Genomic DNA, 12,852 nt, shown 5'->3' with positions numbered 1-12,852 from the left:
CGTCCGGGCCCGCCGCCGGCCCGCGGTGGGCGGACTCAGCAGATGGCAATGACGCGCGCCGGGAAGCCGCTGCCGCCCAGCGGTTTGGCCCAGGTTGCCACGACGGCGGCGCCGGACTCCGGAAGCCCGTCCAGGTTGGCCAGCAGTTCAATCTGCCAGCGGTCCTGTGCCAGGACGAAGGTTTCCAGGCTGAAATCCTGCCGGGAGGTGGCCAGGCCGGGGTCTGTGTCCGTCTGCTCGTGGCCTACGGCTGCAACCGACCGCTCGTTGACCAGGAAGGACAGCACCTCAAAGGACCAGCCTGGCGTGTGGCTCAACCCGTCCTTGTCCCGGTTGGCCATGGCGTCCGGATCCGGCCACCGGCTGCTCCAGCCGGTGCGCAGGGCCACAAAAGCCCCTGCGGGGATGGCGCCGTTCCGGCTTTCCCAGTCCTGCACGTCCTTCAGGGTAGGGACGGCATCCGGGTTGCCGGCCACCCGCGCGGAGATGTCCAGGACCACGAGCGGAAGGATCATCTCCCGGACGGGGATTTGATCCAGGGTCCTGCCGCCGCGGATGAAGTGCGAGGGCGGGTCCACATGGGTTCCCCACTGGCCCACGATCGAATAGCGGTGCGCGGTGAACCCGTCACCCTTCTCCAGGTCGAAGAGCGCTTCGCGTTCCTCGTCCGGGAAGGCGGCAAAGTGTGGCTGCCCGGGGTGGAAGGCGTGCGTCAGGTCGACGAACTGCCTGCCTGCGAGCAGCTGCTGCAGGTTGTCCCACAGGGAAGCGGTGATGGTGGTGTCCGTCATGATGCAGCAGCTCCCTGGGGTGCCAGTGCACTGCTGGACACACTGATCGGGCCGGTGAGTTCGATGACGGGTACTTCCCACGGGTGGATCTCCACGATCTGGCGCATGAAGCGTTCCACGGCGGCATCCTCCAGGGAGGCATCAAAGTAGGTAGTGAACACAAACGTTGGAGACAGGGTCTGCTCGCCCACGCGGCCTAATGTCGGATTGGCGCCCTCGGAAGTGGTGAAGCCCTCGAAACCCAGGCCGGATTCGAATACATGCTTGTAGCTGCCAAAGTCGCCCAACTCCTGGAACTGCGCGAGAGCCTGAAGGAGATGCGCGATGCCGGGATCGTCGCGGAAGGCGCTCGCTTTGCCTTTGGCGAGCTGCGCGAAGGTGGTGCCGCTGATGGGCCAATGCACGCGCAGCTTGCGTACCGGATGAAGTTGAACGTCCAAGAACCTGTCCTCTTTTCCTCCCGCCGGGCTGACGGTTGCCTGCCATCGTGACAGAAAGAAATAATCATTACAAGCATAAGAAGATGCGTATTATGACTGCATGCCTGTCAATGCGATGCTGTCATCCCTGCTGGACTCAGGCAGGCACCTGCCCGCCGACGGCGCCCTGGCCACCGAGCTGGAGGCCCGCGGCTGCAACCTCGACGATCCCTTGTGGTCGGCGAAGGTTTTGCTTGAGCAACCCCAAGTAATTAAGGCCGTCCACGCCGACTACTTTGCAGCAGGTGCCAGGATTGCGACAACGGCCAGCTACCAGGCCACGCCCCAGGGGTTTGCCGGGCGGGGGATGGGGGAGCAGGAGGCGTTGGAGCTGGTGGCGTTGTCGGTCAGGTTGGCGGATGAGGCCCGCCGCGAGCATCTGGCCGCCGCCCCCGGGGACGGACCTTTGCTGATCGCCGGATCCGTCGGCCCGTACGGTGCCTACCTCGCGGACGGCTCGGAATACCGCGGGGATTATGTCCTGACACCGCGCGAATTCCGGGACTTCCACCGTCCCCGCTTAGCGGCGCTGGTGGATGCCGGCGTCGATTTCCTCGCCTGCGAAACCCTGCCCTCGTTAGCCGAAACCGAGGCACTCCTGGCCCTGAGCCAGGAATACGGCGTCGAAGCCTGGTTCTCCTTCTCCCTGCGGGATGGGACGCACATCAGTGACGGCACACCGCTGGCAGCCGTGGCCGGACTCCTGGACACGCAGCCCCATATTGCAGCCATTGGCGTGAACTGCGTGCCGCTGGGACTGGTCGGCCCCGCGCTGGCCGCGCTGGGGCAGGCCACCGGCAAACCGCTGGTGGCTTATCCCAACTCCGGGGAGGCCTACGATCCCGTGACCAAGACCTGGGGACCTGCCGAAGCAAGCGGGAACACCGGATCGGGTCCTGGAGCGGACCAGAAGACGCAGCCCCGCACCCTGGCGGAGGGCACTGCTGCCTGGCAGAAGGCCGGGGCCCGCATCATTGGTGGTTGCTGCCGGACCACGCCCGCCGACATCGCCGCTGTCGCAGCTGCTATCCCGCCCGCTTAGCCTTCGAGCCGGCCGTAGGTGCTGATGACGTTGCCCTTGCTGGTGCGGTACTGGTCCTGAAGGACAAGGCGCGTGGTGGGGTCGCCGTCCTCAAAGAGGCGGCGGCCACTGCCGGCCACCACGGGGTGGGTCATCAGCGTGAGGGAATCAAGCAGCCCGGCGAACAACAGCTGCCGCGTCACCGAGATGCTGCCGCACACGGCGATTTCGCCGCCGTCGCGCTCCTTCAGCTTGGCTATGAACTCCTCCAGCGGGGAGTCCATCAGCTGCGAGTTCTGCCATTCCAGCGGGTCCTTCAGCGTCCGGGATGCCACGAACTTTTCCACGGGGTTGATGAATGCCGCAAAGTCCTCATCCACCGAAGCGTTCGGCCAGTAGGCCGCCCACTCCTGGTAGCTCACCCGGCCCAGCACCACAGTGTCCACGGTTTCCATCATCCGGGTCATCCCAATACCCAGTTCGGCGTCAAAGCTGTCGAACTGGAACTTGTAGGGATCGGACACCACGCCGTCCACGGAGTGGAACAGACCGGCAGTGACTTTGCGCATGAGGACCTCCAGGATGGCACCAATGGTGCGGGCACGCCGGCTCCGCGTGGCCGGACAGGTCCACCGTATTAGGTGCGCCGGCGGGAGGGAAGAGGGCCGCGGGGCGGAGGCGTATGGCGGCCAGGCGTTAGGTTCGTCACCACTCCCTGCGTGTTGCCGGGTTTCCCGGCCGGGGAACGCCATACTGGTTTTGAACGGCTTTTGCCGTGCCCCGGCCAGGCAGGAGGAAGTGCATGGAAACCCTGAAAAAAATCGTGTCCAACCAGTATTTCCCGGCCGCCGCGGTGCTCACCGCAGTGGTCCTTTTCTGGGCCGTGGGGCTTCTGGGCGGCCTGTCCCTCCTGAACAACAGCCAGTCCCCGCTGACAACCCTCACCTGGATACTCTTCGTCTACGGCGCGGCGGTCCTCACCCCCCTGGCAGGCGCTTGGGCTGCCGCGGACCTGCTCCGGCGGTGGAAGCGCAACCGGGCCGCGGAAGCAGCCGGTGTCCAGGCAGAAGCCGGCAGTCAGCAAACCCCGGCAGCGGAACCGGAATACGTGGCTGAAGCCGCGGCCCAACCCGCTGCACAGCGCCAGACTGCACCGCAACAGCCGGTCCAGGACCAGCCTGCCCAGCAGCAGCCCGCCGCCAAGAAGCCCATGCAGAAGAACCCGGGCCAGAAGAAGTCCGGCTCCAAGAAAGCAGCTTAGCCCGGGCTCCCGGGACGCTTTCATCCTATTAAGCCCCGCCTCTATTTGCCCACGGCAGGATCGGCAGCCTCTCCGTGCCCGTGCGGACCATCGACACAGGTCTTGGCGGTTTTAACCGTGTCCACCGGCAGGTCCTGCAGCCGGCATTCGTGCCGGACGCCATTCCGGGCGCCAGGGCAAGCAAAAGCGCCGTTCTCCGCACGCGGAAAACGGCGCCCGCCCCTTGATAAAATTGGTTTCGGAAGCTACACGCGGCGGTGGCTGCGGTTCGTGACTGCCCCGTAAACCAGCAGGACGATAATCGACCCCAGAATCGCCAGGAGCCAGGTGCGGATATCGAAGAATTCAGCCAGACCGCCACCGAAAACCAGCGAGCCGATCCAACCGCCCAGGATAGCGCCGACGACACCGAGGACCAGGGTGATCACCCAGCCTCCGCCCTGACGGCCCGGGAGGATGGCCTTAGCAATAGCTCCGGCGATCAGGCCCAAAATGAGAAATCCTAGAATGCCCATGTTGTCACTCCTTAAATTAGTTAAGTTGTGCCGGGCCCCCATTTCCGGTTCCATAATTCAAGCAGTGTGCCTACTGCACTTCAAGACTTCAAATATCACGGGATGGCTGTCAGTTTCGCTGGCGGGAATGCATGTTTCAGCAGGTGAGGGGCCAGCGGCCCGTCGGGGACCCGGCGGGCTTTCGATAGAGTTGAACTGTCCCGCCACCTACCTAGGAGCTCCGGCATGTCCAGGCAGCAGTCCTTCCGGCCTCGTGCCGTCTTCCTCGATATCGACGGCACCTACGCGGACCACGGATTGGCTCCCCAGGCACACGTTGAGGCGGTCCGCACAGCACGCGGGCGGGGCCATTTGGTCTTCGTCTGCACCGGGCGCCCGCTGTCCATGGTCCCCGGCCACATCCTGGAAACTGGGTTCGATGGCATCATCACCGGCGCCGGCGCCCGGGTGGAGCTCAACGGGCAAGTCCTCAAGGACACGCGGTTTCAACCCGGCCTGGCAGCCCTCATCGTGCAAACGCTCGAGGCCGTGGACGCAGCGTACATCCTGGAAGCACCGGAGGCGCTGTACGGCCGCACCGGCGTGGACCAGCGGCTCAGGCAGGTGCTTGGCCCCGTGTTCGCTGGCCGGTCCGGGCACGATGGCGTCCTGAGTACTGACGTTGATCCACTCGAGGACATCCTGGGGCCCATGCAGTACAGCGACGACCTGCGCGGTGCGTCCTTCGCCAAAATCTCGTGCTTCGACTCTCCCGTGCCGCTGACGGAACTCATGGCCGGTCTCGGCCCGGACGTGGGACTGATCCCCAGTTCCCTGTCAGCGCTTGGCGACCGCGCCGGCGAGATCTTCATGGCCGGCACACACAAGGCGGTGGGCATCCAGGCGGTGGAAGCCCACCTGGACCTGGACCGGGCGGACATTGTGGCCATCGGCGACAGCGCCAATGACATCGAGATGCTCGAGTACGCAGGAACCGGTATCGCCGTCGAGGATGGCCATCCCGCCGTGCTGGCAGTGGCGGACAGGACTACTCCCGGCCCGTCCGGAAACGGAGTGGCGCTCGCCTTTGCCGAGCTCGGCCTCCTGGGCTGAGCTCGCAACTCCAAGCCAGGCAGCCCTCACGACCTGCGCCGGGACCCCTGAACCGGGGCTGTGCTACTGAGCTAAAGCTGGGGGACGGCCCGCTCCAAAGCGGGCACCTCCACGCTTCCTGTCCCCAGTCCGCGCAGCACCCAGCCTTCCGCCTGCCATGCGGCAGCGTCCAAGGCATTCCGCGCATCCAGCACCACCCGGCGTCGTACCAGCCTGCCCGCCACGGCAGGTGACAGGCGCCGGTATTCGTCCCATTCGGTCAGGAGCAGCACCAGTTCGGCGCCCTCGAGCGCCCGCTCCGTGGAAGCCTCAAACCTGAGCCGCGGGTAGCGCCGCCAGGCTTGGTTGACCGCCTTGGGATCGGTGACGGTCACGTGTGCGCCGGCAGCTGCCAGGCGGTCGGCAACATCAAGGGCGGGCGAGTCCCGGATGTCGTCCGTGTCCGGCTTGAATGACGCGCCCAGCACGGTCAGGGAACGCCCTGCCAGGCTTCCGCCGCAGAGCTCCGCGGCGAGGCTGGCAGTCCGCTCCCGCTGACCCAGGTTCACGTTGTCCACCAGCCGCATCCAGTCGTCCACGGCAGCAACGCCGAGGGCCGAGGCCTGGGAGCGGAAGCTCCGGATGTCCTTCGGCAGGCAGCCCCCGCCGAACCCCAGCCCGGCATGCAGGTACCGCCCGCCGATCCTGGGGTCCATGCCCATCGCCTCACCCAGCTCCGCCACGTCCGCACCCGATGCATCGCAGAGTTCGGCCATGGCGTTGATGAAGCTGACTTTGGTGGCCAGGTACGCGTTCGCTGCCGACTTGATCAGCTCCGCGGTGGCGAAGTTGCAGACCAGGCGGGGGATCCCGGCGGCGAGCAGCGGTTCATACACGGCGTCCAGGGCAGCCGTCACGCCCAGGGGTGCCCCGGTCCGGGCATTGAAGGCGCCGGCCCTGCCGCCGTGTACTCCGTAGACCAGCCGGTCCGGTACCAGTGAGTCCTTCACTGCGGTGCCCTGCCGGAGGAACTCGGGGTTCCAGCCCAGCAGCACGTCCGGCCGTGAGGCCAGTACACCGCGGAGCATGTCCACGGTACCCACCGGCACTGTGGATTTTCCGACGACGACGGCGCCTGCCGCCAGGTGCGGGAGCAGCGCCTCTGCCGCGGAGACCAGGTAGGTGAGGTCGGCGGCGTCGGACGTTTTGTGCTGCGGAGTACCCACACACAGGAAGTGCACCTGCGCGCCGCCGGCGGCGGCCGCTGCGGTGGAGAAGGTCAGCCGGCCGGTGGCCAGGCCGTCCTGCAGCAGTTCGTCCAGCCCGGGTTCGTGGAACGGGGCCGCGCCGCGTGCCAGCTGCGCCACCTTCCCGGGGTCGACGTCGATGCCCACCACTGTGTGGCCCATTGATGCGAGCGTGGCTGCGTGCACCGCGCCAAGGTAGCCGCAGCCAATCACGGAAATTCTCATGATTCCCACCCGCGCCCTGATGCCGCAGGCTCGGCCACGGGACCCGGCGGGCGTTGTCCCAGCGCCAGGACCTGCTCGTAATGGCGGACCAGCTGTCCGCAAAGCGCCGGCCACGTCTTGTCCTGTACCGACGCGTGGGCCGCCGCGGCGAACGCACGGCGCTTGGCGTCGTCGCCCATCAGGTCCACCACGCGGGCCCGCATTCCGGCGAGGTCCCCGGGTTCGTAGAGCCAGCCCGTCCGGGAGTTCTCCACCAGGTCCAGGGGCCCGCCGCGGCCCGTGGCCACCACCGGCACACCCGATGCCATGGCCTCCTGGATGGTCTGGCAGAACGTCTCCAATTCGCCGGGATGGACGAACAGGTCGAAGGACGCCACAGCGCGTGCCAATTCGTCCCCGCCCAGGAAGCCGGTGAAAACGGCGTCCGGCAAGGCGCCTTCCAGGGCCGCCCGCTGGGGTCCGTCGCCCACAACCACCAGCCGCGTGTTGGGGATGCCGGCCAGGGCAGCCAGGTCCTCCACCTGCTTCTCCACGGCCAGCCGACCTACGTAGCCGATGATCCGCTCGCCGCCGGGGGCCACGGAAGCCCGCCAGCCGTCGTCGTGCTTTTCCGGCGAAAACCGCGCCGTATCAACGCCCCTGCGCCACATCTCCACCCTGGGGATGCCGCGGCCGCGCAACTGGTTCAGCGCGAACGTTGAGGGCACCAGGGTGCGGGTGGCGAGCAGGTGGATGTTTTCCACGCGGTTCCAGGCCCAGTTCTCCAGGAACGGCACCCCGTACCGCGCCGCATAGCTGGGAACCTCGGTTTGGTAGATGGCAACGGTGGGGATGCCCAGCTGCCGCGCGGCCTGTGCCGCCCGCCAGCCGAGGACGAACGGCGAGGCAAGGTGGACGACGTCCGGTGCGTAGTCGGCAAGGATTCGCTTGACCCGGTACACACCGCCCATCGCCACCCGAACGTTCGTATAGCCCGCCAGCGGAACCGCCGGCAGCCGGTGGATTTCGGCGCCCCTGACACGGGCCGGCGCTTCCCCGTCCAGGGTGGAGGGCGCGATGACCAGGACGTCATCGCCCCGGTCCTCGAGGTGCTCCAGCACCTGCAGGATGGAATGCGTTACGCCGTTCATCAGCGGCAGGAATGACTCAGCAACTATTGCGATCCTCACCCCTCCACCGTGGGCGGGCTGCGTTGCCGCGCGGGGGACCGGATGTGACGCCGCGGGAAAGGTTGGGGAAACAACAGGACCCCCGGGGACCTGTTGGAACACGGATGAGTCACGAATGCAGCGGCAGCGGCAAACTCTATTGACCGTGCTGTTTCAGCGGCTTTATGATTCAATCACCTGAACGTTATGAAACGATTCATTGTTGTAGCAAAGACCTCAGAGACGCGGTTCAATTTATGCAGCACGATCGCAGCAATCCTCCCGGGCACGCACCGGGCGTCCAGCAAGGCGGACCCGTGCTCTCGCTGACCGGCGCCGCCAAAACCTTCGGTCCAGTCGTGGCCCTCGCGGACGGCACAGTGGAGATCCGCGCCGGGGAAATCCATGCGCTGGTGGGCGAGAACGGCGCCGGGAAGTCCACCCTGGTGAAGATCCTCGCAGGCCTCTACCATCCGGACTCGGGGGATTTCCGGCTCAGCGGTCAGCCTGTCCACTTCCGCAACGTGGCGGAGAGCAAGGCCGCCGGCATCTCCGTCATCTACCAGGAACCCACCCTGTTCCCGGACCTCACCGTGGCGGAAAACATTTTCATCGGCCGGCAGCCCAAGGGGCGGTCCCGGCTGATCAGCCGCGCCGAGATGCGGCGGCAGGCCGCCGAACTGTTCGACCGGTTGGGCGTGCCCATGGATCCCTCCCGGGTGGCGGAGGGGCTGTCCATTGCGGACCAGCAGATCATCGAAATTGCCAAGGCCATCTCGCTTGAGGCCAAGGTGCTGGTGATGGACGAACCCACGGCGGCGCTCAGCGGGGTGGAAGTGGACCGGCTCTTTGCAGTGGCCCGCGGGCTGCGGGACAAGGGAACCGGCATCCTGTTCATCTCACACCGTTTTGACGAGGTTTTTGACCTGTGCGACCGGATCACCGTGATGCGGGACGGCCGCTACATCGCAACCCACCGGACTGCCGAGGTCACCGTGGAAAAGATCGTCCGCGAGATGGTGGGCCGGGACATCGGAACGCTGTTCCCCAAAGCCGAAGCGGACATCGGACACACAGTACTTAAAGTCGAGGGCCTCAGCCGATCCGGGGTATTCCGGGACATCAGCTTCGAAGTCCGGGCCGGTGAAATCGTTGCCCTGGCGGGCCTGGTAGGTGCCGGGCGGACCGAGGTGGCCCGTGCGGTGTTCGGCATCGACCCGTACGACGCCGGACAGGTCTCTGTGGAGGGCAAGCCGCTGAAGGCCCGCAACCCCCAGGCGGCCATCGCCGCCGGGCTGGGCTTCGTGCCGGAGGACAGGCGCAAGCAGGGGCTGGTGATGAACCTGTCGGTGGCCCGGAACGTGACGCTCACCCTTCGGAACAAGTTCGCGACGGCAGGGCTCATCAACGGCGGCAAGGAACGTGCGGCGGCGAAGGAATGGAGCAAACGCCTGCAGGTCAAGGCCGGCTCCCAGGAGCACGCCGTCTCCACACTCTCCGGCGGCAACCAGCAAAAGGTGGTGCTGGCCAAGTGGCTGGCAACCGATCCCAAGCTGCTCATCATCGACGAGCCCACCCGCGGCATCGACGTGGGCACCAAAAGCGAAGTCCACCGGCTTATTTCCGATCTCGCCGGACGCGGAATCGCCATCCTGATGATCTCCTCCGAGCTTCCCGAGGTCCTTGGCATGGCAGACCGCGTCCTGGTGATGCGGGAGGGCCGGATCACCGCCCAGCTGGACAGGGCAGATGCGGACCCCGAATCGGTAATGCACGCGGCAACCTCCACGGCAGGAGTTCCGGAATGAGTTCAACCCTCAAGCACCAGGAGAAAGGCACGACGGCGGACCGCACCGGCGGCGGCAGCGGCGGGATCGGCCCGCTCCTGAGGCTGCGTGAGCTCCCCGTCCTGGTTGCGCTGGCGCTGCTGGTGCTTATCACCTTCCTGAATAACCCGCTGTTCCTGTCCCCGCAGGGAATCAAGGACCTGCTGCTCAACGCCACCATCATTATCATCCTGGCAGCCGGACAGACCCTGCTCATCATCACGCGGAACATCGACCTGTCCGTCGGCTCCATGCTGGGGCTGGTGGCGTTCGGCACCGGTTCAATTTTCGCCGCCATGCCGGACCTTCCCATCCTGGCCGTCCTGCTCCTGGGCATGGCCTTCGGCGCGCTGCTCGGTATGTTCAACGGCTTCCTGGTCACGGTGGCCAAAGTGCCGGCGCTGGTGATCACCCTGGGAACCCTTTACGTGTTCCGCGGGCTCAACAACGCCTGGGCCGGCGGCAAGCAGTACTTCGCCGGGGACCGGCCGGAGGCATTCGGGGCACTGTCCGTGGACACAGTGCTCGGCTTTCCGATCATCACCCTCCTTGCCATTGCAGTGGTGGCGGCGGTGGCCGTGTACATGGCCGGCACCCGTCCCGGCCGCGACCTCTACGCCATTGGCTCGGACCCGGAAGCGGCGAAGGTCCTCGGCATCAAGGTGTCCAAACGCGTATTCCTCGCCTTCCTCGCCAACGGAGCGCTCGCCGGCCTGGCCGGAGTGCTCTACGCCAGCCGCTTCAACTCCGTCGGAGCAACCACCGGGACGGGAATGGAACTGGATGTGGTGGCAGCCGCGGTGGTGGGCGGCGTGGCCATCTTCGGCGGCAGCGGAACCGTGGCCGGCGCGGCCCTCGGAGCCGTGCTCCTGACCACCATCACCAGCTCCCTGACCGCGCTCCGGGTGGACAAGTTCTGGCAGCAGGCCATCGTGGGCATCCTGATCCTCACGGCCATTGTCATCGACCGCCTGGCCAGCCTGCGGACGGCCCGGAAACTGCGGATAAGCGAGGCCCGGAATGTCTGAGACCACTACGCCCAGCAGCACCACTGCGGCTGCGCCCGTTGCCGACAGCACCAAGCCGCTGGCCACCGAACCCAAGGGAAAAACGGGCGCTGCCCGCATCCTTGCCAGCCGTGACGCCATCACCATCTACGTACTCCTGGCATTCCTGATATACGCCGCAATCGCCATCCCGCGCTTCGCCTCACCGGTGACCACCGGCTTCCTGCTCCTGGACGTCATTCCCGTCCTCCTGATCGCGATGCCCATGACGCTCATCATCGTCACCGGCGAAATCGACCTTTCGGTGGCCAGCATCGCAGGGCTGACGAGCGCCCTGATGGGTGTGCTGTGGGCGGCCGGACTGGACATCTGGCTGGTGCTGGCGCTGTGCCTGCTGGCCGGAATTGGCGCGGGAATGTTCAACGGCTTCCTGATCGCTGTCCTGGGACTGCCCTCGCTCGCGGTCACTATCGGCACGCTGGCACTCTTCCGCGGCCTTGCCCTGGTAGTCATCGGGGACAATGCCGTAGCCAACTTCCCCCGCCCCCTGACAGCCTTCTTCACCTCCAAGCTCGGGGCCACCGGCATCCCCACGGTGATGATCGGCGTCGTACTCATCATGGTGATCTTCGGCGTCCTGCTCCACTTCACGCCCTTTGGGCGGGGGCTCTACGCCATGGGGTACAGCAAGGAAGCGGCCAACTTCGTGGGCATCAACGTGGCGCGCAGCAAGTTCTGGCTGTACGTTGCCTCCGGTGCGGTCTCAGCCCTGGCCGGAATCTACTGGACATTGCGCTACACCAGTGCGCGGAGCGACAACGCCTCGGGGCTGGAACTGGCCGTTATCGCCGCCGTGCTCCTCGGCGGTGTCTCGATCTTCGGGGGCAAGGGCACCATCCCAGGCGTGATCGCCGGTGTGCTGCTGATCGGCAGCCTGAACTATGCACTGCGGCTCGGGCGGGTGTCCGACGTCGTCCTCATCACAGTAACGGGCCTGCTGCTCATCTTCTCCGTGGTGGCGCCGAGCATAGGCTCCGCCGTCCGGGAATGGCAGCACAACCGGCGGGTCCGCCAGAGCTTCAGCCGGGGCACCTCCGCCACCAGCAACGACCAAACAAGGGAAAAGGAAAAACAATGATGTTGAACCGAAAAAAGACAGGCAGCCGCCCGAGGTTGGCCCCGCTGGTGGCCGTCACGGCGGCGGCAGCCATGGCCCTGACGGCATGCAGCGGCGGAACGGGGACCACGGGGGAGACCTCCGCCGCGGTTGAGGAGCAAAAGATCACCTTCATCCCCAAGCAGCTGAACAACCCGTATACGGACGTTGTCCTCGGCGGCGGCAAGGACGGCGCGCAGGAAGCGGGCTTCGCCTCCTCCCAGGTGGTGGGTCCCCTGGAAGCCTCTGCGTCCAGCCAGGTCTCGTTCATCAACGCTGAAACCCAGGCGGGCACCAACGTCATCGTTATCGCCGCCAACGATCCCGACGCCGTCTGTACGGCCTTGGGCGAGGCCCGTTCCGCCGGTGCCAAGATTGTCGCTTTCGACTCGGACGCCAACCCTGACTGCCGTGACGTTTTCATCAGCCAGGTGGTAGCCAAGGAAGTGGCCCTGATCCAGACGAAGCTGATCGCCGAACAGATTGGCGGCTCCGGCGAAATCGCCATCCTCTCCGCCACGGCAAATGCCACCAACCAGAACGAGTGGATCAAGTTCATGGAGGAGGACCTGGCATCGAACCCTGCCTACAGGGACATCAAACTGGTGGCCAAGGTTTACGGCGATGACGACGACACCAAGTCGTTCCAGGAAGCCCAGGGCCTGCTGCAGGCACACCCGAACCTGAAGGGCATCATTTCGCCCACCACCGTGGGGATCGCCGCCACGGCCAGGTACCTCTCCACCTCGGCCTACAAGGGCAAAGTCGCGCTGACCGGGCTGGGGCTGCCCAACGAGATGCGGCCGTTCGTCAAGGACGGCACCGTCAAGGAGTTCGCCCTCTGGGATCCCGCCCAGCTCGGATACGTCGCGGCGTTCGCCGGCAAGGCCCTCGTGGAAGGGAAGATCACCGGCGCCGCAGGCGACAAGTTCACGGCCGGGGAACTGGGCGACCGGACGATCGAAGAAGGCGGTGTGGTCATTGTTGGCCCGCCAACCGTCTTCAACACCGAGAACATCGACCAGTACAACTTCTAGCGCTGCGGGGTACACACCGGGCGGGCTCCCCTGGCCCGCCCGGCGTTCCGCGCCTCGTGTTGAGCAAA

At 66.0% G+C, this 12,852-nt stretch carries 13 protein-coding genes; 7 read left to right on the top strand and 6 right to left on the bottom strand.

Going from position 1 to position 12,852, the window contains the following annotated elements:
• Positions 1 to 35 precede the first annotated feature (35 nt).
• Complete coding sequence (locus AC5RTE_RS09465) at positions 36 to 791, bottom strand: cyclase family protein (protein ID WP_494041130.1); 756 nt, start codon at positions 789 to 791, stop codon at positions 36 to 38.
• On the bottom strand, positions 788 to 1,231 hold the full coding sequence (locus AC5RTE_RS09460; RefSeq protein WP_494041129.1) for a hypothetical protein: 444 nt from the start codon (positions 1,229 to 1,231) through the stop codon (positions 788 to 790). The genes AC5RTE_RS09465 and AC5RTE_RS09460 overlap by 4 nt, the downstream gene beginning before the upstream one ends.
• 100 nt (positions 1,232 to 1,331) lie before the next feature.
• On the opposite strand from AC5RTE_RS09460, the gene mmuM reads away from it, so the two are divergent.
• Positions 1,332 to 2,312, top strand: coding sequence for a homocysteine S-methyltransferase (gene mmuM / locus AC5RTE_RS09455; RefSeq protein WP_494041128.1), 981 nt, complete (start codon positions 1,332 to 1,334; stop codon positions 2,310 to 2,312).
• Here mmuM and AC5RTE_RS09450 read toward each other — a convergent pair.
• Positions 2,309 to 2,860 carry a dihydrofolate reductase family protein gene (locus AC5RTE_RS09450; RefSeq protein ID WP_494041127.1) on the bottom strand — a complete coding sequence of 184 codons (552 nt, stop codon included), beginning with the start codon at positions 2,858 to 2,860 and terminating at the stop codon, positions 2,309 to 2,311. The genes mmuM and AC5RTE_RS09450 overlap by 4 nt on opposite strands.
• A 233-nt stretch (positions 2,861 to 3,093) precedes the next feature.
• Here AC5RTE_RS09450 and AC5RTE_RS09445 point away from each other — a divergent pair, with 233 nt between their 5' ends.
• Positions 3,094 to 3,552 carry a hypothetical protein gene (locus tag AC5RTE_RS09445; RefSeq protein ID WP_494041126.1) on the top strand — a complete coding sequence of 153 codons (459 nt, stop codon included), beginning with the start codon at positions 3,094 to 3,096 and terminating at the stop codon, positions 3,550 to 3,552.
• Positions 3,553 to 3,797: 245 nt separating this feature from the next.
• Here the strand turns inward: AC5RTE_RS09445 and AC5RTE_RS09440 are convergent, their stop codons facing one another.
• On the bottom strand, positions 3,798 to 4,067 hold the full coding sequence (locus tag AC5RTE_RS09440; protein ID WP_494041125.1) for a GlsB/YeaQ/YmgE family stress response membrane protein: 270 nt from the start codon (positions 4,065 to 4,067) through the stop codon (positions 3,798 to 3,800).
• Between the two features lie 225 nt (positions 4,068 to 4,292).
• Here AC5RTE_RS09440 and AC5RTE_RS09435 point away from each other — a divergent pair, with 225 nt between their 5' ends.
• Positions 4,293 to 5,159 carry an HAD hydrolase family protein gene (locus tag AC5RTE_RS09435; RefSeq protein WP_494041124.1) on the top strand — a complete coding sequence of 289 codons (867 nt, stop codon included), beginning with the start codon at positions 4,293 to 4,295 and terminating at the stop codon, positions 5,157 to 5,159.
• Between the two features lie 71 nt (positions 5,160 to 5,230).
• Here the strand turns inward: AC5RTE_RS09435 and AC5RTE_RS09430 are convergent, their stop codons facing one another.
• Positions 5,231 to 6,610, bottom strand: a complete 1,380-nt coding sequence (locus AC5RTE_RS09430) for a UDP-glucose dehydrogenase family protein (RefSeq protein WP_494041123.1) — start codon at positions 6,608 to 6,610, stop codon at positions 5,231 to 5,233.
• Entirely contained in the window at positions 6,607 to 7,779 is a 1,173-nt protein-coding gene (locus AC5RTE_RS09425) for a glycosyltransferase family 4 protein (protein WP_494041122.1), read from the bottom strand. The genes AC5RTE_RS09430 and AC5RTE_RS09425 overlap by 4 nt, the downstream gene beginning before the upstream one ends.
• Before the next feature lie 236 nt (positions 7,780 to 8,015).
• On the opposite strand from AC5RTE_RS09425, the gene AC5RTE_RS09420 reads away from it, so the two are divergent.
• From AC5RTE_RS09420 to rhaS, 4 genes are read left to right on the top strand one after another with little or no spacing between them, the layout of a single operon-like run.
• Positions 8,016 to 9,566, top strand: a complete 1,551-nt coding sequence (locus AC5RTE_RS09420) for a sugar ABC transporter ATP-binding protein (protein WP_494041121.1) — start codon at positions 8,016 to 8,018, stop codon at positions 9,564 to 9,566.
• On the top strand, positions 9,563 to 10,612 hold the full coding sequence (locus AC5RTE_RS09415; protein ID WP_494041120.1) for an ABC transporter permease: 1,050 nt from the start codon (positions 9,563 to 9,565) through the stop codon (positions 10,610 to 10,612). Before AC5RTE_RS09420 ends, AC5RTE_RS09415 begins: the two co-directional genes overlap by 4 nt.
• Positions 10,605 to 11,729 carry an ABC transporter permease gene (locus AC5RTE_RS09410; protein WP_494041119.1) on the top strand — a complete coding sequence of 375 codons (1,125 nt, stop codon included), beginning with the start codon at positions 10,605 to 10,607 and terminating at the stop codon, positions 11,727 to 11,729. The genes AC5RTE_RS09415 and AC5RTE_RS09410 overlap by 8 nt, the downstream gene beginning before the upstream one ends.
• Positions 11,726 to 12,784, top strand: a complete 1,059-nt coding sequence (gene rhaS / locus AC5RTE_RS09405) for a rhamnose ABC transporter substrate-binding protein (RefSeq protein WP_494041118.1) — start codon at positions 11,726 to 11,728, stop codon at positions 12,782 to 12,784. The genes AC5RTE_RS09410 and rhaS overlap by 4 nt, the downstream gene beginning before the upstream one ends.
• Positions 12,785 to 12,852: the final 68 nt, after the last annotated feature.

The organism is Arthrobacter sp. K41 (genome assembly GCF_059089645.1).
This window is presented reverse-complemented; position numbering and strand designations above follow the sequence as displayed.

Excerpts from the sequence above, each read along its gene's own strand:
- AC5RTE_RS09465 (WP_494041130.1), bottom strand. The coding sequence starts at position 791 with ATGACGGACACCACCATCACCGCTTCCCTGTGGGACAACCTGCAGCAG.
- mmuM (WP_494041128.1), top strand. The coding sequence starts at position 1,332 with ATGCCTGTCAATGCGATGCTGTCATCCCTGCTGGACTCAGGCAGGCAC.
- AC5RTE_RS09450 (WP_494041127.1), bottom strand. The coding sequence starts at position 2,860 with ATGCGCAAAGTCACTGCCGGTCTGTTCCACTCCGTGGACGGCGTGGTG.
- AC5RTE_RS09445 (WP_494041126.1), top strand. The coding sequence starts at position 3,094 with ATGGAAACCCTGAAAAAAATCGTGTCCAACCAGTATTTCCCGGCCGCC.
- AC5RTE_RS09440 (WP_494041125.1), bottom strand. The coding sequence starts at position 4,067 with ATGGGCATTCTAGGATTTCTCATTTTGGGCCTGATCGCCGGAGCTATT.
- AC5RTE_RS09435 (WP_494041124.1), top strand. The coding sequence starts at position 4,293 with ATGTCCAGGCAGCAGTCCTTCCGGCCTCGTGCCGTCTTCCTCGATATC.
- AC5RTE_RS09430 (WP_494041123.1), bottom strand. The coding sequence starts at position 6,610 with ATGAGAATTTCCGTGATTGGCTGCGGCTACCTTGGCGCGGTGCACGCA.
- AC5RTE_RS09420 (WP_494041121.1), top strand. The coding sequence starts at position 8,016 with ATGCAGCACGATCGCAGCAATCCTCCCGGGCACGCACCGGGCGTCCAG.
- AC5RTE_RS09415 (WP_494041120.1), top strand. The coding sequence starts at position 9,563 with ATGAGTTCAACCCTCAAGCACCAGGAGAAAGGCACGACGGCGGACCGC.
- AC5RTE_RS09410 (WP_494041119.1), top strand. The coding sequence starts at position 10,605 with ATGTCTGAGACCACTACGCCCAGCAGCACCACTGCGGCTGCGCCCGTT.
- rhaS (WP_494041118.1), top strand. The coding sequence starts at position 11,726 with ATGATGTTGAACCGAAAAAAGACAGGCAGCCGCCCGAGGTTGGCCCCG.